A 26,133-nucleotide genomic window follows, 5' to 3' on the forward strand; every position below is an offset into this window, starting at 1 on the left:
CCGGATTGCCGGCGCATCACGCGCCAAGCCATGTCCAGCTTGGCTTTGCAGCGATTCGGCCAACAACGTGCTCACCTTCACCCCCGGCGCGAATTCCCACTTTTCGGTAAACTAGCGGGATTATGTCCGCCACTCCGGTTTCACCGTCTCCCTCGTCCGCAACGGCGCCGCTAACGCTGCGCTGGTTGCGCAACGAACCCTACGAAGCCAGTTTCGAAGCGATGCGCGCGTTCACCGACTCGCGTACCGCCGACACCCCCGACGAAATCTGGCTTGTCGAGCATCCCCCCGTCTTCACGCTAGGCCAGGCCGGCGATCCGGCGCACCTGCTGGCCGCCGACAGCGGCATTCCGCTGGTCAAAGTCGACCGTGGCGGGCAGATCACGTATCACGGTCCCGGACAGGTGGTCGCCTACCTGCTGCTCGATCTACGCCGACGCAAGCTGATGGTGCGCGAGATGGTCACGCGAATCGAGCAGGCCGTGATCGACACCCTGGCGGCGTATAATCTCGCCGGAGAACGCAAGGCGGGCGCCCCCGGTATCTACGTGGCGCCCGGGCCGGACGCCGGGTTGCACGCTGGCGCCAAGATTGCGGCGCTGGGTCTGAAAATCCGCAACGGCTGTAGTTATCACGGCGCGAGCCTGAACGTGAAGATGGATCTGCAGCCGTTCCTGGCCATCAATCCATGCGGCTACGCAGGGCTCGAAACGGTCGATATGGCAACGCTGGGTGTTGTCGCCGGCTGGGACGACGTGGCCCGTACCTTTGCAGCATGCCTCACCGCAAACCTCGACGGCAGTCCCGCGGCCGTCGCCCAACCACAGGCCGGTGCGCTCACCGCCTGACTGGACCGAACGAATGACTGACGTTACCGCGAACCTCGCAACTTCTTCCTCGCCCGACAGCGCGCCGGCTTCCGCCGCTGCCTACGACGCCACCGCGAAGCAGAAGGCGCAAGCCAAAACTGCCCGTATCCCGATCAAGATCATCCCGATTGAAAAGCTGAAGAAGCCCGACTGGATTCGCGTGAAAGCGGCCACGGGAAATTCGCGTTTCTACGAGATCAAGCAGATTCTGCGCGAACACAATCTGCACACGGTGTGTGAAGAAGCGAGCTGCCCGAATATCGGCGAATGCTTCGGCAAGGGCACCGCCACGTTCATGATCATGGGCGACAAGTGCACGCGCCGCTGCCCGTTCTGCGACGTCGGCCACGGCCGTCCCGATCCGCTCGACGTGGACGAACCCGGCAACCTCGCCCGCACCATTGCTGCGTTGAAGCTGAAGTACGTGGTGATCACCAGCGTCGACCGCGACGATTTGCGTGACGGTGGCGCGGCTCACTTCGTCGAATGTATTCGTCAGACGCGCGAGTTGTCGCCGGAAACGCGTATTGAGATTCTGACGCCGGATTTCCGTGGCCGTCTCGACCGCGCGCTCGGCATTCTGAACGCCGCCCCGCCCGACGTGATGAACCACAATCTGGAAACGGTGCCGCGTCTGTACAAGGAAGCGCGCCCGGGTTCGGACTACGCGCACTCGCTGAAGCTGCTGAAGGACTTCAAGGCGCTGCATCCTGACGTCGCGACCAAGTCGGGCATCATGGTCGGCCTCGGCGAAACCGAAGAAGAAATTTTGCAGGTGATGCGCGATCTGCGTGAACACAATGTGGACATGCTGACCATCGGCCAGTATCTGCAGCCGTCGGAACACCATCTGCCGGTGCGCTCGTACGTGCACCCGGACACGTTCAAGATGTACGAGGAAGAAGCGTACAAGATGGGCTTCACGCACGCGGCTGTCGGCGCAATGGTTCGTTCGAGCTATCACGCTGATTTGCAGGCGCATGGGGCTGGCGTGGTCTGAGCGACTTCCGATTCGCGCTGATCGATGCTGTTGAAAAAGCCCGCGAAAGCGGGCTTTTTTATGCGTGCGACGATTCGGTTGAATGCGCTTCACGGAAAAATCGCATTAACTCCACGAACTCTCTCCGCTTCAAATACTCCTGCGGATTCGCCCCAGCGTCTTCCTGAACATCGAGGTGAACGTGCCTGTGCTTTGTTAGCCCCGCCCGGTATGTAAGGCACAAGCTCTCCCGCCTCAGTTCAAGCTCACCCTCAAGCCAGCACAACCTCGTCGAGCTTCTTTTTCAGCGCGGCAAAATCGGCGGCTTCGGCCGCCTTTTTATTCGTGACTAGCACATCGATCCTCTCGATCGGGCAATACGAAATGCGGCTGCGCTGGCCGATCTTGCTGTAGTCGGCGAGGATCGCTACGCGATCCGCGTTGGCGACCATCGCGCGCGCGACCTCGGTTTCCGCGTGGTCGTAACTGGTCGCGCCATGCCGATGATCGATGCCGACCGGCGACAGCAGCGCGAGATCCGCGCGATAGCGGTGGATATCGAGCACGGTCGTCGCGCCTGTGGTCGCCATCGTTCGATCGCTGATCGAACCGCCCAGCAGAATGACTTCGTTAGCCGCATCGGCCTGGTCGATCACGCCGCGCATTTTCAACGCGACATCGATTGAATTCGTGACGACGGTCAGGTTTGCCAGTTTCGCCAGCTCTTCGGCGAGCGCCGCCGTGGTGGTGCCCGCATCGACGAAAAGCGTCTGGCCGCTCGCGATCAAACCGACGGCGGCCTTGGCAATTGCCGTCTTGGCCTTGACGCGCATGTGCGCGCGTTCGGCGATCGGCGCTTCGTCGGCGGGCTTGATCGCACCGCCATGCACGCGGCGCAACTCACCGAGCGCTTCGAGGTCGAGCAGATCGCGCCGCACCGTCTCGCGCGACACGCCGAGATCCGTCATGATCCGCTCGGTCGACACACGTTGCAGCGTGGACAGCAACGCGCGAATTCTCTGATGACGGTCTTCCTGCCACATGCATTGTCCCTCGCTGAGTGTGCGCGTCTAGCTGTTCGTATTCATAGCCGCATCGTGGACACGGATGTGTGTCCGAACGATGTCAGGCAAGCTTTTCAGGCTGGATTGTGTTGTATTTTTTTGGCACCTTGCAACTTTGTGCGTTTCATTTTAGCCTTCGCAAATTGAAACGTCGCGCCTGTTCTGTTGCGCGGCAAGGTGTGCCGTCAGTGCGGCCGGCGTCGTCAGCTTCGTCATCCTGACAATGGTCTTGCAACGTCCGCGCATCAAAACGCGCGATACTACGCGCGGGTCTCGCACGTGAAATCCGAAGCCTGAATCGCTATGCATCACGGTCGCGCCGACGTGCTATTCGTCGGCGGCCGCAAACGTGTCGAGAGCAAAACCAACCGCTTTATCTGGAAGGTGACGGGACGTGGCAAACGGGATTGATCAATGGCCTTCTCCGCGACTGGTCGCGCATCGTTGCGGCGGCACGCTCGCGCCGGAGAACACGCTGGCCGGCTTTGACGCATGCGTGCGTTACGGCTACCGGATGGTCGAATTCGACGCCAAGCTTTCCGCCGACAACGAACTCTTTCTGCTTCACGACGACACACTCGATCGCACCACCAACGGCCACGGCGCAGCCGCCGATCACACATGGCAACAGCTTGCCGCGCTCGACGCAGGCGCGTGGCGTGGTCAGCAATTCGACGGCACGCGTCTGCCGACACTTGCCGACGCGGCGCAGCGTTGCAAGCGCGACGGCATTGCCGCCAACATCGAAATCAAACCGTGTCCGGGTCGCGATGTAATCACCGGGACGCTGGTCGCGCAACACGCGTCGACGTTGTGGCAGGAACAAACGCCGCCGTTGCTCTCTTCGTTTTCATTCGACGCACTGGCCGCCGCGCGCGATGCCGCGCCGTCACTGCAACGCGGCATGCTGTTCGAAGAAGTGCCGGCCGACTGGCTGCGCATCGTGCGTGAACTGGACTGCGTGTCCTTGCATGCGAGCCACCGCTATCTGAGCGAGCCGCTGATCGCGCAGATTCACGCAGCGGGATTGCGCGTGCTCGCGTACACGGTGAACGACCCGGCGCGCGCGCAACTGCTAGCGCAATGGGGCGTCGACATGATCTGCACGGATCGCGTCGATATCTTGCCGCACGATATGTTCTCCGCGCCGGTCGATTCTGTCTGAGCGAAGCAAGCGCGGTTGTTCGAATTAGAAATTTTCCAAACGTAGCAATTTCGGCAAAGGATGGGGAAGACTATGAACCGCACCGCGTTAGCTCGCATACTTTCGATGTCGGCCGTTGCGGGCGTCGCCGCCGCTGGTGTCAGCAGCGCATCGGCGGCGCCGCTCGACGCGCTGATCGCCGCGGCGAAGCAGGAGGGCCAGCTCAGCGTGATCGCGTTGCCGCACGACTGGTGCAACTACGGGCAACTGATCCCGGGCTTCGAGAAGAAGTACGGCATCAAGGTGAACGAACTGAATCCGGATGCGGGTTCCGGCGACGAGATCGAAGCCATCAAGGCGAACAAGGGCAACAAGGGGCCGCAAGCGCCTGACGTGATCGACGTGGGCTTGTCGTTCGGTCCGACCGCGAAGGCCGATGGTCTGCTGCAACCGTACAAGGTCGCGACGTGGAATTCGATTCCGAAGGAGTCGAAAGATGCGGACGGTTACTGGTACGGCGACTATTACGGCGTGCTCGCATTCGAAGTGAACGTCGACATGATCGACAAGGCGCCCGCCGACTGGAGCGATCTGCTCAAATCCGACTACAAGAACGCGGTGTCGCTGGCGGGCGATCCGCGCACGGCGAATCAGGCGATCCAGGCGGTGTACGCGGCCGGTATCTCGCAAGCCAAAGGCAATGCGACCCAGGCCGATAAAGCCGGCCTCAAATACTTCGCCGATCTGAACAAAAGCGGCAACTTCGTTCCGGTGATCGGCAAGGCGGCCTCGCTTGCGCAGGGCACCACGCCGATCATCGTGCGTTGGGATTACAACGCGCTCGCCGACCGCGACACGCTGAAGGGCAATCCGAAAGTGCAGGTCGTGATTCCAAAGACGGGCGTGGTCGCGGGCGTGTACGTGCAGGCGATCAGCGCATACGCACCGCATCCGAATGCGGCGAAGCTGTGGATGGAATACCTGTACTCGGACGAAGGCCAGATCGGCTGGCTGACCGGGTATTGCCATCCGATGCGCTACAACGAACTCGTCGCGGGCAAGAAAGTGCCGCAGGCGTTGCTCGACAAGTTGCCGCCGCCGTCGTCGTACAAGAACGTGGTGTTCCCGACGCTGTCGCAGCAGGACGCGTACAAGGACACGATCACGAAGCAGTGGGACGCAACCGTCGGCGCGAACGTCAAGTAGGCGACATCGCAGGGTTCAACCGTAGCGTGCGCGCCGCTGATTCCGAGCGGCGCGCATTGCATTTGCCAGATTGCTGCAAGGGTGAGCTATGAGCGCTTCATCGGATGGCGGGTCGGTGCAGCCGGAACTGCTGGTGCCGACCGTGCCGGGTCCGGCGCCTCGCGTCGATGGTCCGGGGCGCGCGTCGCCGTTACTTGCGTGGATCGGCGTCGTGCCGTTCTTCGTCTTCGCGCTGATGTTCCTGATTCTGCCGACCGGCTTCCTCATGATCGGCGCGTTCCAGGATGCGCAAGGCCACTTCACGCTCGCGAATCTGCGCGATCTGCTGGAACCGACCATCCTCGACGCGTACTGGATCAGCTTCAAGGTCAGTGCCGCATCCGCATTCGGCGGCGCGGTGCTCGGTTCGCTGCTCGCGTGGGCGGTGGTGCAGGGCAAGCTGCCCGGCTGGATTCGCCCTACGCTGATGACGTTTTCCGGCGTCGCGTCGAACTTCGCCGGCGTGCCGCTCGCGTTTGCTTTCATCTGCACGTTGGGACGCGTCGGGCTCGTGACGGTTCTGCTGAAAAAGTACCTCGGTTTCAATCTGTACTCGACCGGCTTCAGCATCCTCAGTTTCACCGGCCTCACGATCACCTACCTGTACTTCCAGATTCCGTTGATGGTACTGATGGTCACGCCCGCGCTCGACGGCCTGAAGCGCGAATGGCGCGAAGCGTGCGATTGCCTCGGCGGCACGGCATTTCAATACTGGCGCCATGTCGCGCTGCCGGTGCTGATGCCGAGCATTCTCGGCGCGGCGCTGCTGCTGTTCGCCAATTCGTTCGGCGCGGTCGCCACCGCTTATGCGTTGACGGGCAGCTCGTTGAACATCGTGCCGATCCTGCTGTTCGCGCAGATTCGCGGCGACGTGATGCACAACCCGAACCTCGGCTACGCGCTTGCATTGGGGATGGTGGTTGTCACCGGTCTGTCGAATGGCGGCTATATCTGGCTGCGTTCGCGCGCGGAAAGGGGGCGTCGATGAAAAGCCAGTCGCGCGTGGGCGCGTGGACCGCGGTGATCGTCGGGTCGCTGTATTTTCTGATTCCGCTGATCGCCACTTTCGAATTCAGCCTGCGGATGAAGCGCGGCGTGTATAGCTTCGAGGCTTACCGCGTCGTGCTGGCCGATCCGCGTTTTCAGGCCTCGTTCGGCTATTCGATTCTGATCGCCATCCTGACGATCGTGATCGGCATCCTGCTGGTGGTGCCGACGGCGTACTGGGTGCAGTTGCGTCTGCCGAAGCTGCGGCCGGTCGTCGAATTCATCACGCTGTTGCCGCTGGTGGTGCCGGCCATCGTGATCGTGTTCGGCTATCTGCGCATTTACAACAGCAGTTCGATTCTGCCGCTCACCGGCAACGAACGCGCGACCGATCTGCTGCTCGTGTTCGGCTACGTGACGCTCTCGCTGCCGTATATGTACCGCGCCGTCGATGCGGGTCTGCGTGCGGTGGATGTGCGTTCGCTGACCGAGGCCGCCGAATGTCTCGGCGCGAACTGGCCGACCATTCTGTTCAAGGTGATTTTCCCGAATATCCGCTCGGGCATTCTGTCGGGCGCGTTTCTCACCTTTGCGGTGGTGATCGGCGAATTCACGATTGCCAGCTTGCTCGACCGGCCCGCGTTCGGCCCGTATCTGCAATTGATCGGCGCGAATCGCGCGTATGAGCCGTCGGCGCTCGCGATCATTGCGTTCGCGATTACGTGGGCGTCGATGGGATTGATTCAGGTATTCGGCTCGGCTCGCGCGTTGAGCGGACAAAAAGTTTGACGGACTGAGACAGCAAACCATGGCATTCCTCGAGATCGAGAATCTGCACAAGACGTTCGGCGCGAACACGGCGCTGCATCACTTCGACATGCAGATCGAGCGCGGCGAGTTCATCACGTTTCTTGGGCCCTCCGGCTGCGGCAAGACGACGGTGTTGCGCATGATCGCGGGCTTCGAAACGCCGACGCGCGGCGTCATCCGTCTCGCCGACAAGGACGTCACGCACCTGCGCACGCGGCAACGCAAGGTCGGCATGGTGTTCCAGTCGTATGCGCTGTTTCCGAACATGACGGTGGCCGAGAACATCGGCTTCGGGCTGAAGATCGCGCGTCACTCTCAGGCGGAAATCAGCAAGCGCGTTCAGGAGATGCTCGACCTCATTAAACTGCCGCAACTCGGCGAGCGTTATCCGTGGCAACTGTCGGGCGGCCAGCAGCAGCGCGTGGCGCTGGCGCGCGCGCTGGCGGGCAAGCCGCAGGTGTTGCTGCTCGACGAGCCGCTCTCCGCGCTCGACGCCAAAATCCGCATCTCGTTGCGCCAGGATATTCGTGCGTTGCAGCGCGAACTCGGCATCACGTCGATTTTCGTCACGCACGATCAGGAAGAGGCGCTGTCCATTTCCGACCGGATCGTCGTGATGAACGAAGGGCGGGTCGAACAGATCGGCTCGCCATCGGAGATTTACAACTATCCGCGCACCCGGTTTGTCGCGTCGTTCGTCGGCACGTTGAATATTCTGGCGGGACACGTGGTCGATCCGGCGAGCGGCAAGATGGTCGTCGACGGTCAGGAGTTGACCACGACGCAGCAACTGCCGGCCGACGATGCGGGCAAGAAGCGCCTGCTCGCGCTGCGCCCCGAGGCGATCGTTCTGGAGCCTGCCGCGCCGGGTCGCAACACGCTGAACGCGACCGTCGAAGAGGTGAATTTTCTCGGCGCGGTGGTGCGCATCAGAACGCGCATCAAAGACGCAGTGATTTCGCTCGACGTGTTCAACGATCCGAATCGCGGTTTGCCGGAACGGGGGCAGCCTGTGTCGCTCGGTTTCTCGCACGAGAATCTGCTGGTGCTGGAAGAGGGCGCGGTTTAAACCCGCTCAAAAGTGCTTGGGGTTTTCCCGTAGACCGCGCCGCAGGCAATTCCGGATTCCCCGACAGCCCTTGTCCGGATTTCCGGAATCCCGGACGCCTTGCGCGTTTATAAGATAAAAAATCAATAAAAATCAACGTGTTAAGGCAATATTAAAGCTGGCATCGACCTTGCGAATTAGATAACGCGGCCGCAACGGTCCGACAACTAAAGCAAGGAGACAACGATGTCTGATTTCCCTTCTCGGTATTTCTGAATTCGTCGTCTTGTCGCGGCCTGATGCCGTGCACGAGCGTGACGACTATTCGTTCGCGAGATGCGCAAGCTGGCAGGCCTTGAGCTCATCCCCCTAGCAGGAACCATCGTGAAGAAACCTATCCACAAAGTGCTGTACGTCCAGGTGATCGTGGCGATCATCATCGGTATCGCGCTCGGGCATTTCTACCCGACTCTCGCCGTCGATATGAAGCCGCTCGGCGACGGCTTCATCAAGCTGATCAAGATGGTGATCGGACCGATCATCTTCTGCACGGTGGTGACGGGCATTGCCGGCATGGAAGACATGAAGAAGGTCGGGCGCGTCGGCGGCAAGGCGCTGCTGTACTTCGAAATCGTGTCGAGCTTCGCACTGGTGCTCGGGCTCGCCGCGACGCACCTGCTGCGTCCGGGCGCGGGCTTCAACATCGACCCGGCCACGCTCGACAGCAAGGCAGTCGCGTCGTACGCCGCCAAGGCGCACGGCCAGACCACGGTCGATTTCCTGATGCACATCATCCCGGACACGCTTTCTTCGGCGTTCGCGCAAGGTGAAATCCTGCAGATCCTGCTGATCGCGCTGCTGTTCGGCGCGGTGCTCGCCACGGCCGGCGAGAAGGGCAAGGTCGTGACGAACTTCATCGAAGGGCTGTCGCACATCCTGTTCGGCATCGTGCGCATCATCACGAAGCTGGCGCCGATCGGCGCGTTCGGCGCGATGGCGTTCACCATCGGCAAGTACGGCATCGGCTCGCTGCTGCCGATGCTCAAGCTGATCGGCACGTTCTATCTGACGTCGATCGTGTTCGTGGTGGTCGTGCTCGGCCTCATCGCGCGCGCGGTGGGCTTCAACATCCTGCGCTTCGTGGCGTACATCAAGGAAGAGATGCTGATCGTGCTCGGCACGAGCTCGTCCGAAGCCGCGCTGCCGCAACTGATGCTGAAGCTCGAAAAGCTCGGCTGCTCGCGCTCGGTGGTGGGTCTCGTGGTGCCGACCGGTTACTCGTTCAACCTCGACGGCACCAACATCTACATGACGATGGCCGTGCTGTTCATCGCGCAGGCGACCAACACCGACCTCACGTGGACGCAACAGCTCACGCTGCTGGCGGTGACGATGTTGACCTCGAAGGGCGCAAGCGGCGTGACCGGCGCGGGCTTCATCACGCTGGCCGCGACGCTGGCCGTGGTGCCGACCATTCCGCTGTCGGGCATGGTGCTGATTCTCGGCATCGACCGCTTCATGAGCGAATGCCGCGCGCTGACCAACATCGTCGGCAACGGCGTGGCGACGGTCGTGGTGTCGGCATGGGAGAAGGAACTGGACCGCAACAAGCTGAACGCCGCGTTGCGCGGTGAGGTCGCGGTCAAAGAGCCGGCTGGCGTTTAAGCCGCTCGCGTCTTCTCATACAGCGGACACCTGCGTATGAAACCGGTGTCCGCAAGCCAGTCCCAGCCGCCGTCGGCAATGGAAGCTCAAGCCGACGGCGCGTCGCCTTATGCCACAATGTCCGATCCTCATCGATCGGATATTGCCAACGTGACCCGCCGCCTGTTGATCCTCTTCGCGCTCGTTGCCGGGCTCGCGGCGGCGTGTGGACTCACCTACAGCATCGCGTGGAAAAGTGGTGTCGACACCTTGCGGCGCAACGCCGCCGTGCGGGCCGACCGTACTGCCAGCGCGCTGAAAAGCACGCTTGAGCGCTATGAGTCGCTGCCGTATCTGCTGGGCGAACATCCGATCGTGCAGGACGTGCTGATCGATCCCAGTCCGGCCAACGTCAAGCGCGCCAATCTCTATCTCGAAGACCTAAACCTGCACGCGCGGGCCACGGTCACCTACATTATTTCGTTCGAAGGCTACTGTGTCGCTGCCAGCAACTGGCGCGGTCCGGGCAGCTTTGTCGGCGCGAGCTATCAATTCCGGCCGTATTTTCTCGATGCGGTGAACGGCGGCGTGGGCCGCTTTTTCGGCATCGGCACGATTTCGCAGGCGCCGGGCTACTACATCTCGCAGCCAGTGCGGCGCGACGGCAAGATTGTCGGCGTGGCGGTCGTCAAGCTCGATCTGGAATGGTTTCAGGGTGTCGACGCAAGCGAACCGCTTCTCGTCACCGACGACCACGGCGTGATCTTTCTATCGTCGGTGCCGGCGTGGAAATATCACACGATCCGGCCGCTGTCGGGACCGGTCGCCGATTCGATCTATCAGGCGCGCCAATATGCGCAGCAGCCGATTGCGCCGCTGCCGGTGTCGATCGAGCGCACGCTCGAAGGCAACGCGCAGATCGTGCGGATTGGCGGCGGCCGTTATGCGCCGCGCTACCTCGCGTCGCGCCGCAGCATGGGCGAGCCGGACTGGCATCTGATCACGATGTCGCCGGTCGATCCGGTTGACGCCGATGCGCGCAAGGCGACCATCGTCACGGGCTTCGGTTACGTGTCGCTCGTGTTGCTCGCGTTCTACTGGCGCATGCGCCGCGCCCGCGTGCGCGAGGTGATGCGCAGCCGCGCGCTGCTGCAAAAGGCGTATGCGGAACTGAACCGGCGCGTCGCCGAGCGCACCGCCGATCTGTCCGAAGCGAACGAACAACTGCAGAGGGAAGTCGCCGAACGCACGCGCGCCGAGCAGGAACTGCGCGCCGCGCACGACGAACTGATCCAGGCGAGCAAGCTCGCCGCGCTCGGTCAGATGGCGGCGGGCATCACGCATGAGTTGAATCAGCCGCTGGCCGCGCTACGCAGTTTTTCGGACAACACGCGTGTGTTGCTCGAACGCGGCGATCAGGCGTCGGCGCGCGAGAATCTCGAAGCGATCGCGTCTCTCACCGAGCGCATGGGCAAGATCACCAATCAACTGAAGCTGTTCGTCGGGCGGGCTCGGCCACGCAGTGCGCGCGCGCCGATCATGCGGGCGTTGCGCAACGTCGTGGGCTTGCTGCAAAAGCGCTTGCAGGGTGTCGAACTCGACTACGTGCTGCTCGACGCGGACAGCGGCACGCGCACGCCGCTCAGCCTCGCCGACGACCATCCCGAACTGATCGCCCATTGCGACGATCTGCGGCTCGAACAGGTGCTGATCAATCTGCTTGGCAATGCACTCGACGCGACCTCGGGGATGAACCCGCCGCGCATCGTCATCGGGATCGAAGTCGGTGAAACAAGCCTCTCGTTCGTGGTGAGCGACAACGGCCCCGGCATTCCCGACGACGTGCTGCCGCGTCTGTTCGAGCCGTTCTTTACGACAAAGGAAATGGGCCAGGGACTGGGCCTCGGGCTCGCGATTTCATCGTCGATTGCGCGCGATTGTGGCGGCACGCTGGTGGCGCGCAACGAGCCGGACGGCGGTGCATCATTCGTGTTGACGCTGCGCCGCGCGCGCGTGCAGACGAGCCACACTACGGACCCGCTCACAACGGGCTCCTGAATCGGAATCAGATGGAAAACGACATGAACCACGGCCTGCAGGTGCTGTATATCGAAGACGACGAATTGGTGCGCCGCGCCAGCGTCCAGAGTTTGCAACTGGCGGGCTTCGACGTGATCGGTCACGCGTCGGTGGAATCGGCGGCGAAGATGATCAGCGCGGATTTCTGCGGCGTGATTGTCAGCGACATCCGCCTGCCCGGCGCGAGCGGTCTCGATCTGCTGGCGCAATGCCACGAACGCGCGCCCGACGTGCCGGTGATTCTGGTGACGGGTCACGGCGATATTTCGATGGCGGTTCAGGCGATGCGCGACGGCGCGTATGACTTCATCGAGAAGCCGTTCGCGTCCGAGCGGCTGATCGAGACGGTGAGGCGCGCGCTGGAGCGGCGCAAGCTGGTGCTCGAAAACACGGCGCTGCGGCGTGAACTGGCCGAACAGAATACGGTGGCGCCGCGGATCATCGGCCGCAGTCCGGCGATCGAGCAGGTGCGCCGGCTGATCGCCAACGTCGCGCCGACCGATGCGTCCGTGCTGATCAACGGCGACACGGGCGCGGGCAAGGAGTTGATCGCGCGCAGTCTGCACGAATTGTCGCCGCGTCGCGACAAGCCGTTTATCGCGGTGAACTGCGGCGCGTTGCCGGAGCCGATGTTCGAATCGGAGATGTTCGGCTACGAACCGGGCGCGTTCACCGGCGCCGCGAAACGCCGGATCGGCAAGCTCGAACATGCGTCGGGCGGTACGCTGTTTCTCGATGAAATCGAGAGCATGCCGCTCGCGTTGCAGGTCAAGCTGCTGCGCGTGCTGCAGGACGGCGTGCTGGAGCGCCTTGGCTCCAATCAGCCGATTCGCGTGAATTGCCGCGTGGTGGCTGCGGCCAAGGGTGACATGGCCGAGCATGTCGCGGACGGATCTTTCCGCCGCGACCTGCTGTATCGGCTGAACGTGGTGACGATTGCGCTGCCGCCATTGGGCGAGCGTCGCGAGGACATCGTGCCGCTGTTCGAACATTTTCTGCTGGATGCGGCGGTGCGCTATCAGCGTCCCGCGCCGATTCTCACCGACCGGCAGCGGGCGAGCCTGATGCAGCGCGACTGGCCGGGCAACGTGCGCGAGTTGCGCAATGCCGCCGATCGCTTCGTGCTAGGCATCGCCGAGGACCCCGTCATGTCTTTCGCCGCCGACGAAGCGGCCGCGCAACCGCTGAAGGAGCGTATCGAGCAATTCGAACGCGCGATGATCGCGGAGGCATTGGAGCAGGCGGGCGGAGCGGTCGCGGTTGCAGCGGACCGGCTACAACTCGGCAAGGCCACGCTCTACGAGAAGATCAAGCGATATGGCCTGGCGGCCAAAGGGGAAGGGGAGCGGTGAGGAGCGAATCGCGCCGGCGCGTTATGCGATGCCGGCGCGTTTGATTCAGGTATCAGATGTAGCGACGATGCCGCGCGTTCAGGCTGCTTTCAGCGCTTTTTCCAGCAGCTGGTCGAGTTCCGCGAATTCCGGCTCGCCCACATAGCGCTTCAGAATCTTGCCGTCCTTGTCGACGAGGAACGTGGTCGGCGTGAGCTGGACATTGCCGAACTGCTTGGCGGCCGAGCCGTCGTCCATCGCAACCTTGAACGGCAACTGGCGCGTTTGCGTGTAATTGGCCACGTACATGGGAGCGTCGTAGTTCATCGCGACCGCGACGAATTCCAGACCCTGGCCCTTGAAGCGGTTATAGGTCTGGACCATCTGCGGCATTTCCTTCATGCAGGTGTCGCAGTTGGTCGCCCAGAAGTTGACGAGGTAGACCTTGCCCTTGAGGTCGGCGGTCGAAACCTTCTGGCCCGACAGCAGCGTGAAAGTCGCGTCCGGCACACGTTGCTGGCCGGCAAACGCGAAATAGCCGGCAACGGCGAGTGCAATCGCCACGGCAGCCACGATGACGTAGCGAAGCGGGCTGGTTCGCTTGACGGCGGTAGACGGGTTGGAGCTCATGAACGGGAACCTCGAGAGTCGCGCGGAGCGCGCGGGACAGTGGTCGGTTGTGGGCTTTCGGCCCGGTGCTGGACAACTGCGCCATTGTAGCTCCATTCACCACGACGACGCAGGAGCGCGGGCGGGAGCGGATAATGGGGCTTCATGTTCCCGTCAGTCCGATCTTCTGTCCCTATGTCCCGATTCGATTTTGGCGTTTATCGTTTGATCGTCCATGTGGCGCGTCGTCGCTTTCCGGCTAAAGGTGGTTCGCGGCTTGCGCAGGCCCACGCCCGGTTTTCCGGTTCAGCATCGGCTTTCGCTAGCAACCCGTCTGCAAAACCGCAACTTCGGGCCATGCTTCGCACGACGGCCTGCGCGCTGGTGCTCGGCGCCGCGCTGACCGCCTGTTCGCCGACCTTCGACTGGCGAACCATCATGAACAACGATAACGGCTACACCGTCGATCTCCCCGCGAAGCCGAGCAGCGACCAGCGGGCTGTGCAGATCGACGGAAAGCCCATGCAGATGGCAATGCAGACTGCCGAAGCCGGCAACGCCGTGTTCGCAGTCGGCACCGTGATGCTGCCCGACGACGCCGATGCCACCCAACGCGCCGCACTCGATTTCCTGCGCGACGGCCTGGCCCGCAATCTGAGCGCCGCGCCAGCCGCGCATGACGTGCAAATCCCGTTGGCCGCGGGCGGTAAGGTGCCCGGTCTGGAAATGCAGCTAAGCGGCGAGGCTGGAGCGCAGCACGAAACGCGCACCATCTACGCCCGGCTGGTGGCGCACGGTCACCACGTCTATCAGGCCGCGATCATCGCCGCCAAACCGCTCCCTCAAGAGCAGGTCGATCAATTTTTTTCGTCGTTTCAACTGTATTGAAGCGGTACTTTTGCCCGGTTCAGCGCACTTTTAAATGAGTTAACTCAGTGAAAGTTTCTTCGTAACATCGTGCGCTAATCCCCGGTTTACGTTGAAGTTTTTCCTATCCACAGGTTGCCTGTGGATAACTCTGTTGAGAACTCTGCCAGATTTGCCGCAAAAGCCCATCCCGTGGGCATTCTGTCAGACGCGAGTTACGCAAGGTCTTTGAAAAAAACCAATGAAATCAACGGTTTTCTGGAGGGCCTTTCAATGCGCCTTTCAGTTGTTTCTAAATCTAACGAAGGCTTGAACTTGTGCATAAGTCAAGTCTTGACAGCGACTTTTTCTCTTTATACCGAGCCAAAAGCTCGCCGATACTGAATCGCCTCCGCAATCTGCGCGGCGCTCGGCATGGTGGCGCCCGCGAGGTCGGCGATAGTCCGCGCGACTTTCAGCACGCGATAGTAGGCCCGCGCAGACCAGCCAAAACGCTCGCCCGCTTCGCGTAGCAGCGCCTCGCCTGCGGCGTCCGGGCGACAGACGTCGTCCACCTGACGTCCGCCCAATTCGCGGTTGGTCATGCCTTGCCGGTTGATCTGACGTTCGCGTGCAGCGGCGACGCGTTGTGCAATCGGCGCGCTTGCTTCACCGGCCACGGCGGCGCGGGCCGACAGTTCCGCGGGCGTGAGCGCGGGAATTTCCAGCTGGATATCGATCCGGTCAAGCAGTGGGCCGGATAGCTTGCGCAGGTATCGCGCAGCGACGTCCGGCGTGCAGCGACAGCGGCCGCCAGGATCGCCCCGCCATCCGCATGGGCACGGATTCATCGCGGCGATCAGCTGGCACGCTGCCGGGAAGTCTGCCTGCAACGCCGCTCGCGAAATGGTGATTCGGCCGGCTTCAAGAGGTTCACGAAGGGTCTCCAGCGCGTTCCGGTCAAATTCCGGAATTTCGTCCAAAAACAAAACGCCCAGATGAGCCAAAGTGATCTCGCCGGGCTGCGGTGGATTGCGTCCCCCGACCAGCGCCGCCGCACTCGACGAATGATGCGGCGAGCGAAACGGTCGTTGCCGCCATTGAGCTGGTGAGAAGCCCGCCCGGCTGGCCGACAGCAACGCGGCGGAACTGAGCGCTTCGTCGTCGGTCATGGGCGGAAGCAGACCTGGCAGCCGCGCGGCGAGCATCGACTTGCCCGCGCCGGGCGGCCCGATCAACAGCACGTGATGTCCACCGGCTGCCGCGACCTCCAGCGCCCGGCGAGCCGCGCGTTGGCCGATCACGTCAGCCATGTCGGGGATGAGGGCTGGCGTGATTCCGGCCAGATCGGGTGCGGCTACGGGGTAAAGCCGCGCGTCCGGCGCGTCTGCCAGATGGGCGCATAGTGACGGCAGATCCGCCGCGCCATAAACATCGACGCCGGGCGCCAGCGCCGCTTCCGCTGCGCTGGCTGCGGGCAGATAGAGCTGCGGAGTGCGCTCCGTCAGCATCTGTCCCGCAAGGGGCTCGCCACACGACGAAATCGCACGGGGAGATGCCGTGCAGCCAGAAGAACCGGCGCCGCTGCGCGCGGTCCCGCAAGCCATCGCGAACGCGCCGCGCATTGGCCGAAGCGCACCAGTCAACGACAGCTCACCCGCAAATTCGCGATACAGCAGCGATTCAGCGGGGATTTGCCCGCTCGCCGCGAGAATGCCGAGCGCGATCGGCAGATCGAAACGACCGGACTCTTTAGGTAAATCGGCGGGAGCCAGATTGACGGTTATTCGTCTGACGGGGAAATCGAAGCTGCAATTCTGCAGCGCCGCGCGCACGCGCTCGCGGCTTTCGCGTACTTCCAGATCGGGAAGGCCGACGATCGAAAAAGAGGGTAATCCGTTGGCGAGGTGGACCTCGACGGTTACTTCGGGCGCGCGGCCAGAGGCCGGCGCGCGACTGCGCACCACGGCAAGCGACATGTTTTCTCCCGTCGGACCGCGTGCCAGGGCGCGCGCGAGTCCCCTAAAACGCTGATGACGTCACGGCTCGCTTGCCTGTGATGTGCAGCACTACGCAGCCACGCGGCTGCGGCTGAAGCGTTAAGGCGTTTGGGTTGCCGTGACGGGCAGCTTCTGTTCGAGCTCGGCGACACGGCGCTCCAGCTCTTCCAGACGGGCGCGCGTACGTACCAGCACCTGAGTCTGCGTATCGAATTCTTCGCGCGTGACCAGATCGAGTTTCGAGAAGCCCTGCGACAGCATGGCTTTGACGTTGCGTTCGACATCTTTGGCCGGCGAGTTCTTGAACAGCTCGCTCATGCGAGCCTGAAAATCGTTAAAAACGTCGTTCGGTTGTTTCATGGTGTTCCCCTTGGTGCACAAAAAATGTGCATGTTTCGTTACGTCTGTGCTTTGTTACGGCGAATGGGCTGTCTTGGTGCGTGCCCTGTTGAGTGCCGCCGCCGCATGAGCGCCTTTGGTGCGCGGCCATGCGTTGAAAACCTTCGAACACTCTAGCAACGATCCATACGCCGCGCCACCGTCCCCCGCCCGCGTTGGCCATCCGGCCAGGGCGGTTTGCGCCCCTTCTCAAAGACGCGCGGTGCGCAGTCTGACACAACATGGCATGCGAGTTGCTGTTACTGCCCCGCGCGCCCTGTCGGGAGCTTTTTACCGGCAGGCGAACGAGGCCACGCGAACGGGTTACGGGTACGCAAACGGGTTAGCAACGGGTTTAGCAAACTAAGCGAGGGATTTCATGAAACTCATTACCGCAATCATCAAGCCGTTCAAGCTCGATGAGGCGCGCGAAGCCTTGTCGGCCATCGGCGTCTCGGGCATCACGGTGACGGAAGTCAAGGGTTTTGGCCGTCAGAAAGGCCACACGGAGTTGTATCGGGGTGCTGAGTATGTGGTCGATTTTCTGCCGAAGGTGAAGATCGAGGCGGCTGTCTCGGACGACATCGTCGACCAGGCGATCGAGGCGCTCGAACGCGCGGCACGCACGGGCAAGATCGGCGACGGCAAGATTTTCGTCACGCCGATCGAGCAGGTGATTCGGATTCGCACCGGGGAGACCGGCGCGGACGCTCTGTAATACGAAAAGATAGCGACACAGATAGCGATAAGAGGAAACGAAAGATGCGCAAATTATTGATGTCCTTGCTGATGGCCGGTTCGCTGCTCGCGGGCGGTATCGGCGCTGCCCTCGCAGACGACGCGTCGGCTCCCGCAGCCGCTTCGGCGCCTGCCGACACGACGGCCAGCGCGCCGGCACCGGACGCTTCGGCGCCGGCCGCCGCACCCGCAGCGTCGGCACCGGATGCGACCGCTTCCGCTCCGGCTGATGCATCGGCCGCGGCTGCTGCCGCACCGGCTGCTCCGACCGCGCCGTTCTCGGTCGATTCGTCGAAGATCAATTCGGGCGACACCGCCTGGATGCTGACCTCCACCGCGCTCGTGCTGTTCATGACGATCCCGGGTCTGGCGCTGTTCTACGGCGGCATGGTCCGCAAGAAGAGCGTGCTGGCGATCCTGATGCAAAGCTTCGCGATCACCTGCCTGGTGTCGATCATCTGGGTGGTGATCGGCTACACGTTGGCCTTCACGCCGGGTAACTCGTTCATCGGCGGCTTCTCGCGCTTCTTCATGGCGGGCATGAACTACATCAAGGGCGATAAGGCCACGACGCTGACCGTCAGCCACCTGGCCCCGACGATCCCGGAAACGGTCTATGTGGTCTATCAGATGACGTTTGCGATCATCACGCCGGCACTGATCACGGGCGCGTTTGCCGACCGTATGAAGTTCTCGGCGATGCTCGTGTTCATGACGCTGTGGTCGATCATCGTCTACTCGCCGATCGCGCACATGGTCTGGGAACCGACCGGCTGGCTGGCTACGGCAGGCATCCTCGACTTCGCGGGCGGCACGGTGGTGCACATCAACGCCGGTATCGCGGCGCTGGTCTGCGCGCTGGTGCTCGGCAAGCGTGTCGGTTACGGCAAGGAAGCCATGGCGCCGCACAACCTGACGCTCACGCTGATCGGTGGCGCGATGCTGTGGGTAGGCTGGTTCGGCTTCAACGCGGGTTCGGCAGTGGCGGCTGACGGCCGTGCCGGTTTCGCGATGTTCGCAACGCAAGTGGCAACCGCAGCAGCAGCACTCGCATGGATGTTTGCTGAATGGGCGTCCAAGGGTAAGCCGTCGGTGCTCGGTATCGTGTCGGGCGCAGTGGCAGGTCTGGTGGCAATCACGCCGGCTTCGGGCTTCGTCGGTATGACGGGTTCGCTGGTGATCGGTATCGTTGCAGGCGTGGTCTGCTACTGGTCGGCAACGTGGCTCAAGCACAAGCTCGGTTACGACGACTCGCTCGACGCGTTCGGCGTGCACTGCATCGGCGGTATCGTGGGTGCGCTGCTGACGGGTGTGTTCGCAGTGAAGGACATCGGCGGCGCGGACGGCAGCATCGTTCTGCAAGCGAAGGGCGTGCTGACGACGCTGATCTACAGCGGCGTGGTGAGCTACATCCTGCTGAAGGTCATCGACATGGTGATGGGCATCCGCGTGACGGAAGAACAGGAACGCGAAGGTCTGGACGTGAGCCTGCACGGCGAACACGTCGAATAACGCATCGACCTGAAGTCTCCGCGGGCCCGTGCTCCCGGGCTCGCCGGATTACGAACAAGCGCAGCGATTTTGGCCCGCCTTCATGGCGGGCTTTTTTCTTGCTCGCACTCCTGGAAACAGTAGATTTCCCTGCCTATCATCCCAATAGCGAGAATGCATTCGCGTCCGCTTGCGATTGGAGAAACCGTCCCCAAATGGACAAAGCATTGGCTTTACAATCTTTTTTCTCCAGTCTGCGAGTGATCAATGGTTCCGCACCTAGTTACGGCGTTAAACGGCCCGCTGCTCGATCTTGAGCGGAAGATCCTCGACGCTACGCCCGCCATCGAACGCTGGTTCCGGCTCGAATGGCAGGAGCACACGCCGCCGTTCTACTGTTCCGTCGACCTGCGCAACGCGGGCTTCAAGCTCGCGCCGGTCGACACCAATCTGTTCCCCGGCGCATTCAACAATCTGCCGCAGGAAGTGTTGCCGCTTGCCGTGCAGGCCGCGATGGCGTCGATCGAGAAGATCTGCCCGGACGCGAAAAACCTGCTGGTGATTCCCGAGCGCCACACGCGCAACGCCTTTTACCTCGAAAACGTCGCCCGGCTGGCCGCGATCATGCGCCAGGCGGGGTTGAACGTGCGTTTCGGCACGCTCGACGAAAGCATCAACGGACCGGTGACCATCGCATTGTCCGATGGTCAGAAGCTGGTGCTCGAGCCGCTCGAGCGCTCGCAGCGGCGCCTCGGCCTGAAGAATTTCGACCCGTGTTCGATTCTGCTGAACAACGATCTATCTGGCGGCATCCCGCCGATTCTCGAAAATCTGCACGAGCAGTATCTGCTGCCGCCGCTACATGCAGGCTGGGCGGTTCGCCGTAAATCGACGCATTTCTCGTGTTATGACGACGTTGCGAAGAAGTTCGCAAAAATGGTCGAAATCGATCCGTGGATGATCAATCCGTACTTCGCGCACGTCGAAGGGGTCGATTTCCAGGAGCGCACCGGCGAAGAAGCGCTGGCCGATGCGATCGACGGCGTGCTGAAGAAGATCGCGAAGAAGTATCGCGAGTACGGCATCTCGGAGAAACCGTATGTCGTCATCAAGTCCGATGCGGGTACCTACGGCATGGGCGTGATGACGGTGCACGACGCGTCCGAAGTGGCCGCGCTCACCAAGCGCGAACGCGCGAAGATGGCGGCGACCAAAGACGGCCTCGAAGTGCACGACGTGATCGTGCAGGAAGGCGTGTACACGTTCGAGCGCATCGGTGAAGAAGTGGCCGAGCCGGTCGTCTACATGATCGACCGTTACGTGGTCGGCGGTTTCTACCGCGTGCACGGCAGCCGCGAGCGCGATCAGAATCTGAACGCGCCCGGCATGCACTTCGTGCCGCTCGGCTTCGAACACACGGCTCTGCCCGACGCGCACGCCAAGCCGGGCGCGGCGCCGCCGAACCGCTTCTACATGTACGGCGTGGTGGCGCGTCTGGGGCTGCTGGCCGCATCGGTCGAACTGGAAAAGACCGATCCGGAAGCGATCCAGGTCTAAGCCATCCTGAATGAGCGATGGCGGCATGCGTGCCGCCATCGTCATTTTCAACGACTATATTTACGAACAATGCCAAGCCCGTCAGGGCGCACCGGGAGCTTCATGGATATTCTTTTCATCGCCGATCCGCTCACGCAATTCAAGATTTACAAAGATTCGACTTACGCGATGATGGCCGAAGCGGCACGCCGCGGGCATGTGGTGTACACGTGCGAGCCGAAGCATCTGGCGTGGACGGGCGGCGACGTCGAAGCGAACGTGCAGCGTTTTGCGATTGTCGGCGACGTGACCGATCTGCATCGCGACGTCTGGTATGCCGCCGATCCCGCCGCGCCGCGCTCGCTAAAAAGCTTCAGCGCCGTGGTGATGCGTAAAGACCCGCCGTTCGACATGGAATACGTAACGTCGACGTGGCTGCTGGAAATGGCCGAACGCGGCGGCGCACGCATTTTCAACAAGCCGCAGGCGATTCGCGATCATTCGGAAAAGCTCGCAATCGGCGAATTTGCGCAGTTCGTCACGCCCACGCTGGTCACGCGCGACGCAACGCGTCTGCGTGCCTTCCACGAAGAACACGGCGACGTGATCCTCAAGCCGCTCGATGGCATGGGCGGCATGGGCGTGTTTCGCGTGAAGGCCGATGGCATGAACCTCGGTTCGATCATCGAAATGCTGAGCCACGACGGCGCGCGTTCGGTGATGGCGCAAAAATTCATCCCCGAGATCAAGGATGGAGATAAGCGCATTCTGTTGATTGGCGGTGAAGCGGTACCGTATTCGCTCGCGCGGATTCCTCAGGGGAATGAGGTGCGCGGGAATCTGGCTGCTGGCGGGTTGGGTGTTGCGCGACCGCTGACCGAGCACGATCGCAAGATCGCCGACACGCTTGCGCCGGTGCTTGCCGCGCGCGGTCTGCTGCTGGTCGGACTCGATGCAATCGGCGACTGGCTGACTGAAGTCAACGTGACGAGCCCGACGTGTTTCCGCGAAATCATGGATCAGACCGGCTTCGACGTAGCAGCCATGTTCATCGACGCGCTGGAGCGCGCGGCAGCCTGATAAAGCGGCATGATGCCGCCATCGCCGCGCCCTTGAATGCACGTGGCGACCCCCAAACTGGGTAGTAAATCCGCATCACGCGCGACACCGGATTTGGCGCGAAAATGAGCCTGCTACAATGCCCGCTCTTTCGCGCCAAGCCGGTTCAACAGCTTCCATGAGAGGCTTTCGACGCGAATTGGTGGACTATGTACGGGCAGTTCAGCAGGCAACTTCCGCAGGAAGGCATGCAGTTGCGAGCCGCTCGTCAAATGGTGCGTTCCAGCTCTCGTGACTGACGGCCGGTCGAGGGCGCTTGGGGAACGGGTTTCGTCCCGCTCCACGGTTCGGGGCCGTTATTTTGCAGTAAGGCTGACATGGCAGGCATTCTGATCATTGCGCACGCTCCGTTCGCCACCGCGTTGCGCGATTGTATTTCGCATATCTATGGTGGCTTGCCGGCTCGGATCGGCGTGATCGACGTTTCGCCGGATTGCGACCCTGTCCAGATGGTCGCGTTCGCGAATTCGGAAATCGAGCGCCTCAAGGAAGAGAACGGCGCGCTGGTGCTGACCGATATGTTTGGTGCGACACCGGCGAATATCGCAGGGCGCCTCGCCACCACGCCGAATGTGCGCGTGCTGTGCGGCGTCAATCTGCCGATGCTGGTGCGTGCGGTCTGTTATCGCGCGACGCCGCTCGACACCTTGGTCGACAAGGCGCTCGCAGGTGCGACCAAGGGTGTGCATGCCATCGGACCCGCTACGCCAGCGCCTGTCGCGCCCGCCGTGGCTTCCGGCGACTGCCTGCCCGCGCTACCGCCAGAGGCTGCCGCCGACACCTGTGTGCCGGCACTCCCCGAGGGCGCCGACCTGACACAAAAGGCAGACTCGGCAGGTTTATAGACAACTCGCGAGTCAGTCCTGGCGAAGCAGTCCGCAGATCGACCGACGCTTCGGGCCACGCTTCAAACGCATTGCAACTGGTTTGCAGTTTCATCTTCCACAACCTACTTACCCGCGCTTCGGACCATCATGCTGCAACAGGAAACGACTATTGTGAACAAGCTGGGGCTGCACGCGCGCGCGTCGGCCAAGTTGACGCAACTCGCGGGCAACTTCCAGGCTGAAATCTGGATGAGCCGCAATGGCCGCCGTATCAATGCGAAGAGCATCATGGGAGTGATGATGCTGGCAGCGGGTATCGGCAGCACCGTGTTGATCGAAACAGAAGGCGCCGACGAAAAAGACGCGATGGACGCATTGCTGAAACTGATTGCCGATAAATTCGGCGAGGGCCAGTGATCAGCGCGCACTCGTCGCGATGAGCGCTAACGCCGCGGTTGTCCGCGGCGTTTTTTTTAGCGCGTGACAATGCGCAGACGAAAGTCGCTGAGGTCGCAGTGAAGTGAAAAATTGTTCGCGCGTAACTGCATGATTCGTGTTGGCGGAACGCAAGCATACGGACGTACGAGCCATGACGATGACGATAATTCGTGCTGCACTGCACACAGCCCCGGCCTACTTGCAAAGGACGCGGAATTTATAATGAACAACACAGTCTGAGAGCATTGCAGCGGTTTGCCGCGGCATCACACAACTAGAGGAGGTGCGCGTGTCCTTCACGCTGCATGGAATTCCCGTGTCACGCGGTATCGCCATCGGGCGGGCCTATCTGATCGCCCCGGCAGCACTTGACGTAGACCACTATCTGATCGAACCGGCCCAGATCGAAGGGGAGGTCGAACGCTTTCGCGCGGCCCAGCAACACGTACATCGGGAGCTGGACACGCTGCGCGCCGATCTCGCAGCAGATGCGCCGAGCGAGATGGGCGCGTTCATCAACGTTCATTCAATGATCCTGAACGATGCAATGCTCGTTCAGGAAACCATCGACCTGATCCGCACGCGCCGCTACAACGTGGAGTGGGCGCTCACGGAGCAGCTCGAACGCCTGTCGCGCCATTTCGACGATATCGAAGACGAATATCTGCGTGAGCGGAAAGCCGACATCGAGCAGGTGGTGGAGCGCGTGCTGAAGGCGCTCGCTGGGGCATCGACGGCGCTCGATGGTGTACACGGCACGTGCGACGAAATGATCGTGGTCGCGCACGACATCGCGCCGGCCGACATGATGCAGTTCAAGACGCAGACGTTCCAGGGCTTCGTTACGGATCTCGGCGGACGCACGTCGCACACGGCAATCGTCGCGCGCAGTCTCGGCATTCCGGCGGCGGTCGGCGTGCAGCACGCGAGCGCGTTGATCCGCCAGGACGATCTGATCATCGTCGATGGCGATCATGGAATCGTGATCGTCGATCCCGCGCCGATCGTGCTCGAAGAGTATTCGTATCGGCAGAGCGAAAAGGCGCTGGAGCAGCGCAAGCTTCAACGCCTCAAATTTTCGCCGACGCAAACGCTGTGCGGCACGCGCATCGAACTGTGCGCGAACATCGAGTTGCCGGAAGACGCACGCGCGGCGGTCGATTCGGGCGCGACCGGCGTAGGCCTGTTCCGCACCGAGTTCCTGTTCATGAATCACAAGGACCGTCTGCCGGAAGAGGAGGAGCAATTCGCCGCGTATCGCCGGGCGGCCGAGTTGATGAACGGTCTGCCGGTCACGATTCGCACGATCGACGTCGGCGCCGACAAGCCGCTCGATTCGATGAGCAGCGGCGATGGTTACGAAACTGCCGCGAACCCTGCGCTGGGGCTGCGGGCGATTCGCTGGAGCCTCTCCGAGCCGCAGATGTTCCTGACGCAGTTGCGCGCGATTCTGCGCGCATCGGTGTTCGGTACGGTGAAGATTCTGATTCCGATGCTTGCGCATGCGCAGGAAATCGACCAGACGCTCGATCTGATCCGCGAAGCCAAGCGTCAACTGGACGACGCGGGCATCGCGTACGATCCGAACGTTCAGGTCGGCGCGATGATCGAGATTCCGGCGGCTGCCATCGCGTTGCCGTTGTTCCTGAAGCGGCTCGATTTTCTGTCGATCGGCACGAACGATCTGATCCAGTACACGCTGGCCATCGATCGCGCGGATAACTCTGTCGCGCATCTGTACGATCCGCTGCATCCGGCCGTGCTGCATCTGATCGCGTTCACGCTGCGTGAAGCGAAGCGCGCGGGCGTGCCGGTGTCGGTCTGCGGCGAGATGGCGGGTGATCCGGCGTTGACGCGTCTGTTGCTCGGCATGGGCCTCACCGAGTTTTCGATGCATCCGAGCCAGATCCTGGTGGTCAAGCAGGAGGTGCTGCGCTCGCATCTGAAGACGCTGGAGAAGCCGGTGGCCGATGTGCTGGCCTCGTTCGAACCGGAAGAGGTGCAGGCAGCGTTGAAGCTGGTGTCGCTGGCTTGATGGGTCGCTGGTTTCGCTGCCTGAAATGACAAACGCCGCACATGTGCGGCGTTTGTCATTTAGCGTCCAGAAGAAACAGCCTCATCAATCGTGATGCTTCGATCCGCATACCGGGCAATCCGGCTGACGCGCAATGCGCATCGTGTTCCATTCCATGCGTAACGAATCGAGCATGGTCAACCGGCCGACCAGCGGCGTACCGATTGCGCCGATCACCTTGAGCGCTTCAGCCGCCTGCATCGATCCGATGATGCCGACCGTCGGTGCGAACACGCCCATGGTCGAGCACGCGACTTCCTCGAACGGTTGGTCTTCGGGAAACACGCACGCGTAGCACGGCGACGCCTGATCGCGGAAATCGAACGTGCTGATCTGGCCGTCGAAGCGCAACGCCGCGCCCGACACGAGCGGCACGCCGTGCTTCACGCACGCACGGTTGATCGCATGGCGGGTTGCGAAGTTATCGGTGCAATCGAGCACGACCGTCGCGTTCGGCACTTCGCGATCGAGCCAGGCATCGTCGACACGCTCGGCCACCGCGTTCACCACGACTTCAGGATTGATCTGCGCGATCGCGTCGCGGCCGGACTCCACCTTCTTGCGCCCAACCGACGCGCTCACATGAAGGATCTGCCGTTGCAGATTGGTCAGATCGACGGTATCGGCATCGACCAGCGTCAGCTTGCCGACGCCTGCCGCCGCGAGATACATGGCGGCTGGCGAACCCAGGCCGCCTGCGCCGACGATGATCGCGTGAGCATCGATAAAACGCTGCTGCGCTTCTATGCCGATTTCATCGACGAGGATGTGGCGGGAGTAGCGGAGGAGTTGATCGTCATTCATGGCGGAGCGCGTGAGTGTGTCGCGCGATGGACGGCAAACCGGAGGTCTGCAGCGCGCGTTTCGTGTTGTTATT

At 62.1% G+C, this 26,133-nt stretch carries 23 protein-coding genes; 18 read left to right on the top strand and 5 right to left on the bottom strand.

Going from position 1 to position 26,133, the window contains the following annotated elements; genetic code table 11:
• The first annotated feature begins 122 nt into the window (after window positions 1-122).
• Both lipB and lipA read left to right on the top strand, forming a co-directional pair.
• The gene (gene lipB / locus ABH945_RS12175; protein ID WP_429250680.1) at window positions 123-848 is read left to right on the top strand and encodes a lipoyl(octanoyl) transferase LipB; all 726 of its coding nucleotides are present in this window, start codon (window positions 123-125) and stop codon (window positions 846-848) included.
• Between the two features lie 13 nt (window positions 849-861).
• Complete coding sequence (lipA, locus tag ABH945_RS12180; RefSeq protein WP_074762857.1) at window positions 862-1,869, top strand: lipoyl synthase; 1,008 nt, start codon at window positions 862-864, stop codon at window positions 1,867-1,869.
• Between the two features lie 251 nt (window positions 1,870-2,120).
• On the opposite strand, the gene ABH945_RS12185 is transcribed toward lipA, so the two are convergent.
• Window positions 2,121-2,891 carry a DeoR/GlpR family DNA-binding transcription regulator gene (locus tag ABH945_RS12185; RefSeq protein ID WP_429250681.1) on the bottom strand — a complete coding sequence of 257 codons (771 nt, stop codon included), beginning with the start codon at window positions 2,889-2,891 and terminating at the stop codon, window positions 2,121-2,123.
• 415 nt (window positions 2,892-3,306) lie between these two features.
• On the opposite strand from ABH945_RS12185, the gene ugpQ reads away from it, so the two are divergent.
• From ugpQ to ABH945_RS12225, 8 genes are all read left to right on the top strand, one after another.
• Window positions 3,307-4,077 carry a glycerophosphodiester phosphodiesterase gene (ugpQ, locus tag ABH945_RS12190; RefSeq protein ID WP_429250682.1) on the top strand — a complete coding sequence of 257 codons (771 nt, stop codon included), beginning with the start codon at window positions 3,307-3,309 and terminating at the stop codon, window positions 4,075-4,077.
• Window positions 4,078-4,149: 72 nt separating this feature from the next.
• The gene (locus tag ABH945_RS12195) at window positions 4,150-5,262 is read left to right on the top strand and encodes an ABC transporter substrate-binding protein (protein WP_429250683.1); all 1,113 of its coding nucleotides are present in this window, start codon (window positions 4,150-4,152) and stop codon (window positions 5,260-5,262) included.
• Between the two features lie 88 nt (window positions 5,263-5,350).
• Window positions 5,351-6,289: an ABC transporter permease gene (locus tag ABH945_RS12200; protein ID WP_429250684.1), complete on the top strand. Its 939-nt coding sequence runs from the start codon at window positions 5,351-5,353 to the stop codon at window positions 6,287-6,289.
• Window positions 6,286-7,077: an ABC transporter permease gene (locus tag ABH945_RS12205; RefSeq protein ID WP_074762863.1), complete on the top strand. Its 792-nt coding sequence runs from the start codon at window positions 6,286-6,288 to the stop codon at window positions 7,075-7,077. Before ABH945_RS12200 ends, ABH945_RS12205 begins: the two co-directional genes overlap by 4 nt.
• Before the next feature lie 19 nt (window positions 7,078-7,096).
• A complete protein-coding gene (locus ABH945_RS12210; RefSeq protein WP_429250685.1) occupies window positions 7,097-8,167 on the top strand; it encodes an ABC transporter ATP-binding protein in 1,071 nt (356 codons plus the stop codon).
• Window positions 8,168-8,530: 363 nt separating this feature from the next.
• The gene (locus tag ABH945_RS12215; RefSeq protein ID WP_429250686.1) at window positions 8,531-9,811 is read left to right on the top strand and encodes a dicarboxylate/amino acid:cation symporter; all 1,281 of its coding nucleotides are present in this window, start codon (window positions 8,531-8,533) and stop codon (window positions 9,809-9,811) included.
• Between the two features lie 36 nt (window positions 9,812-9,847).
• Entirely contained in the window at window positions 9,848-11,848 is a 2,001-nt protein-coding gene (locus tag ABH945_RS12220) for a sensor histidine kinase (protein ID WP_429250687.1), read from the top strand.
• A gap of 23 nt (window positions 11,849-11,871) precedes the next feature.
• Complete coding sequence (locus ABH945_RS12225; RefSeq protein WP_429250688.1) at window positions 11,872-13,221, top strand: sigma-54-dependent transcriptional regulator; 1,350 nt, start codon at window positions 11,872-11,874, stop codon at window positions 13,219-13,221.
• A gap of 78 nt (window positions 13,222-13,299) precedes the next feature.
• Here the strand turns inward: ABH945_RS12225 and ABH945_RS12230 are convergent, their stop codons facing one another.
• Window positions 13,300-13,830: a peroxiredoxin family protein gene (locus ABH945_RS12230; RefSeq protein WP_074762867.1), complete on the bottom strand. Its 531-nt coding sequence runs from the start codon at window positions 13,828-13,830 to the stop codon at window positions 13,300-13,302.
• 336 nt (window positions 13,831-14,166) lie between these two features.
• Here ABH945_RS12230 and ABH945_RS12235 point away from each other — a divergent pair, with 336 nt between their 5' ends.
• Window positions 14,167-14,697 (top strand): hypothetical protein, encoded by a 531-nt coding sequence (locus ABH945_RS12235; RefSeq protein ID WP_429250689.1) that lies wholly within the window; start codon window positions 14,167-14,169, stop codon window positions 14,695-14,697.
• A gap of 332 nt (window positions 14,698-15,029) precedes the next feature.
• Here the strand turns inward: ABH945_RS12235 and ABH945_RS12240 are convergent, their stop codons facing one another.
• Window positions 15,030-16,634, bottom strand: coding sequence for a YifB family Mg chelatase-like AAA ATPase (locus ABH945_RS12240; RefSeq protein WP_429250690.1), 1,605 nt, complete (start codon window positions 16,632-16,634; stop codon window positions 15,030-15,032).
• Between the two features lie 120 nt (window positions 16,635-16,754).
• Window positions 16,755-17,015 (bottom strand): accessory factor UbiK family protein, encoded by a 261-nt coding sequence (locus tag ABH945_RS12245; protein WP_074762870.1) that lies wholly within the window; start codon window positions 17,013-17,015, stop codon window positions 16,755-16,757.
• A gap of 397 nt (window positions 17,016-17,412) precedes the next feature.
• Between ABH945_RS12245 and ABH945_RS12250 the strand changes: the two genes are divergently transcribed.
• From ABH945_RS12250 to ptsP, 7 genes are all read left to right on the top strand, one after another.
• The gene (locus tag ABH945_RS12250) at window positions 17,413-17,751 is read left to right on the top strand and encodes a P-II family nitrogen regulator (protein ID WP_006048089.1); all 339 of its coding nucleotides are present in this window, start codon (window positions 17,413-17,415) and stop codon (window positions 17,749-17,751) included.
• A gap of 44 nt (window positions 17,752-17,795) precedes the next feature.
• Window positions 17,796-19,283, top strand: a complete 1,488-nt coding sequence (locus ABH945_RS12255) for an ammonium transporter (RefSeq protein WP_074762871.1) — start codon at window positions 17,796-17,798, stop codon at window positions 19,281-19,283.
• Between the two features lie 246 nt (window positions 19,284-19,529).
• Window positions 19,530-20,819: a glutamate--cysteine ligase gene (gshA, locus tag ABH945_RS12260; RefSeq protein WP_042328720.1), complete on the top strand. Its 1,290-nt coding sequence runs from the start codon at window positions 19,530-19,532 to the stop codon at window positions 20,817-20,819.
• Between the two features lie 102 nt (window positions 20,820-20,921).
• Window positions 20,922-21,878 (top strand): glutathione synthase, encoded by a 957-nt coding sequence (gene gshB, locus ABH945_RS12265; RefSeq protein ID WP_074762873.1) that lies wholly within the window; start codon window positions 20,922-20,924, stop codon window positions 21,876-21,878.
• Window positions 21,879-22,234: 356 nt separating this feature from the next.
• Window positions 22,235-22,762 (top strand): PTS sugar transporter subunit IIA, encoded by a 528-nt coding sequence (locus ABH945_RS12270; RefSeq protein WP_429250691.1) that lies wholly within the window; start codon window positions 22,235-22,237, stop codon window positions 22,760-22,762.
• Between the two features lie 129 nt (window positions 22,763-22,891).
• A complete protein-coding gene (locus ABH945_RS12275) occupies window positions 22,892-23,161 on the top strand; it encodes an HPr family phosphocarrier protein (protein WP_074762875.1) in 270 nt (89 codons plus the stop codon).
• Between the two features lie 310 nt (window positions 23,162-23,471).
• A complete protein-coding gene (gene ptsP / locus ABH945_RS12280; protein ID WP_074762876.1) occupies window positions 23,472-25,217 on the top strand; it encodes a phosphoenolpyruvate--protein phosphotransferase in 1,746 nt (581 codons plus the stop codon).
• Window positions 25,218-25,301: 84 nt separating this feature from the next.
• Here the strand turns inward: ptsP and ABH945_RS12285 are convergent, their stop codons facing one another.
• A complete protein-coding gene (locus tag ABH945_RS12285) occupies window positions 25,302-26,060 on the bottom strand; it encodes a HesA/MoeB/ThiF family protein (protein ID WP_429250692.1) in 759 nt (252 codons plus the stop codon).
• Between the last annotated feature and the right edge of the window lie 73 nt (window positions 26,061-26,133).

Source organism: Paraburkholderia sp. GAS333, from assembly GCF_050435665.1.
Lineage (GTDB): Bacteria > Pseudomonadota > Gammaproteobacteria > Burkholderiales > Burkholderiaceae > Paraburkholderia > Paraburkholderia fungorum_A.

Bases quoted from the DNA above. Each gene is read 5' to 3' on its own strand.
- lipB (WP_429250680.1), top strand. From the start codon at position 123: ATGTCCGCCACTCCGGTTTCACCGTCTCCCTCGTCCGCAACGGCGCCG.
- ABH945_RS12275 (WP_074762875.1), top strand. From the start codon at position 22,892: ATGCTGCAACAGGAAACGACTATTGTGAACAAGCTGGGGCTGCACGCG.
- ABH945_RS12250 (WP_006048089.1), top strand. From the start codon at position 17,413: ATGAAACTCATTACCGCAATCATCAAGCCGTTCAAGCTCGATGAGGCG.
- ABH945_RS12195 (WP_429250683.1), top strand. From the start codon at position 4,150: ATGAACCGCACCGCGTTAGCTCGCATACTTTCGATGTCGGCCGTTGCG.
- ABH945_RS12255 (WP_074762871.1), top strand. From the start codon at position 17,796: ATGCGCAAATTATTGATGTCCTTGCTGATGGCCGGTTCGCTGCTCGCG.
- gshB (WP_074762873.1), top strand. From the start codon at position 20,922: ATGGATATTCTTTTCATCGCCGATCCGCTCACGCAATTCAAGATTTAC.
- ABH945_RS12230 (WP_074762867.1), bottom strand. From the start codon at position 13,830: ATGAGCTCCAACCCGTCTACCGCCGTCAAGCGAACCAGCCCGCTTCGC.
- lipA (WP_074762857.1), top strand. From the start codon at position 862: ATGACTGACGTTACCGCGAACCTCGCAACTTCTTCCTCGCCCGACAGC.
- ABH945_RS12185 (WP_429250681.1), bottom strand. From the start codon at position 2,891: ATGTGGCAGGAAGACCGTCATCAGAGAATTCGCGCGTTGCTGTCCACG.
- gshA (WP_042328720.1), top strand. From the start codon at position 19,530: ATGGTTCCGCACCTAGTTACGGCGTTAAACGGCCCGCTGCTCGATCTT.
- ABH945_RS12205 (WP_074762863.1), top strand. From the start codon at position 6,286: ATGAAAAGCCAGTCGCGCGTGGGCGCGTGGACCGCGGTGATCGTCGGG.
- ABH945_RS12210 (WP_429250685.1), top strand. From the start codon at position 7,097: ATGGCATTCCTCGAGATCGAGAATCTGCACAAGACGTTCGGCGCGAAC.
- ABH945_RS12245 (WP_074762870.1), bottom strand. From the start codon at position 17,015: ATGAAACAACCGAACGACGTTTTTAACGATTTTCAGGCTCGCATGAGC.
- ABH945_RS12200 (WP_429250684.1), top strand. From the start codon at position 5,351: ATGAGCGCTTCATCGGATGGCGGGTCGGTGCAGCCGGAACTGCTGGTG.
- ABH945_RS12225 (WP_429250688.1), top strand. From the start codon at position 11,872: ATGAACCACGGCCTGCAGGTGCTGTATATCGAAGACGACGAATTGGTG.
- ABH945_RS12285 (WP_429250692.1), bottom strand. From the start codon at position 26,060: ATGAATGACGATCAACTCCTCCGCTACTCCCGCCACATCCTCGTCGAT.
- ABH945_RS12220 (WP_429250687.1), top strand. From the start codon at position 9,848: ATGAAACCGGTGTCCGCAAGCCAGTCCCAGCCGCCGTCGGCAATGGAA.
- ABH945_RS12235 (WP_429250689.1), top strand. From the start codon at position 14,167: ATGCTTCGCACGACGGCCTGCGCGCTGGTGCTCGGCGCCGCGCTGACC.
- ABH945_RS12270 (WP_429250691.1), top strand. From the start codon at position 22,235: ATGGCAGGCATTCTGATCATTGCGCACGCTCCGTTCGCCACCGCGTTG.
- ABH945_RS12240 (WP_429250690.1), bottom strand. From the start codon at position 16,634: ATGTCGCTTGCCGTGGTGCGCAGTCGCGCGCCGGCCTCTGGCCGCGCG.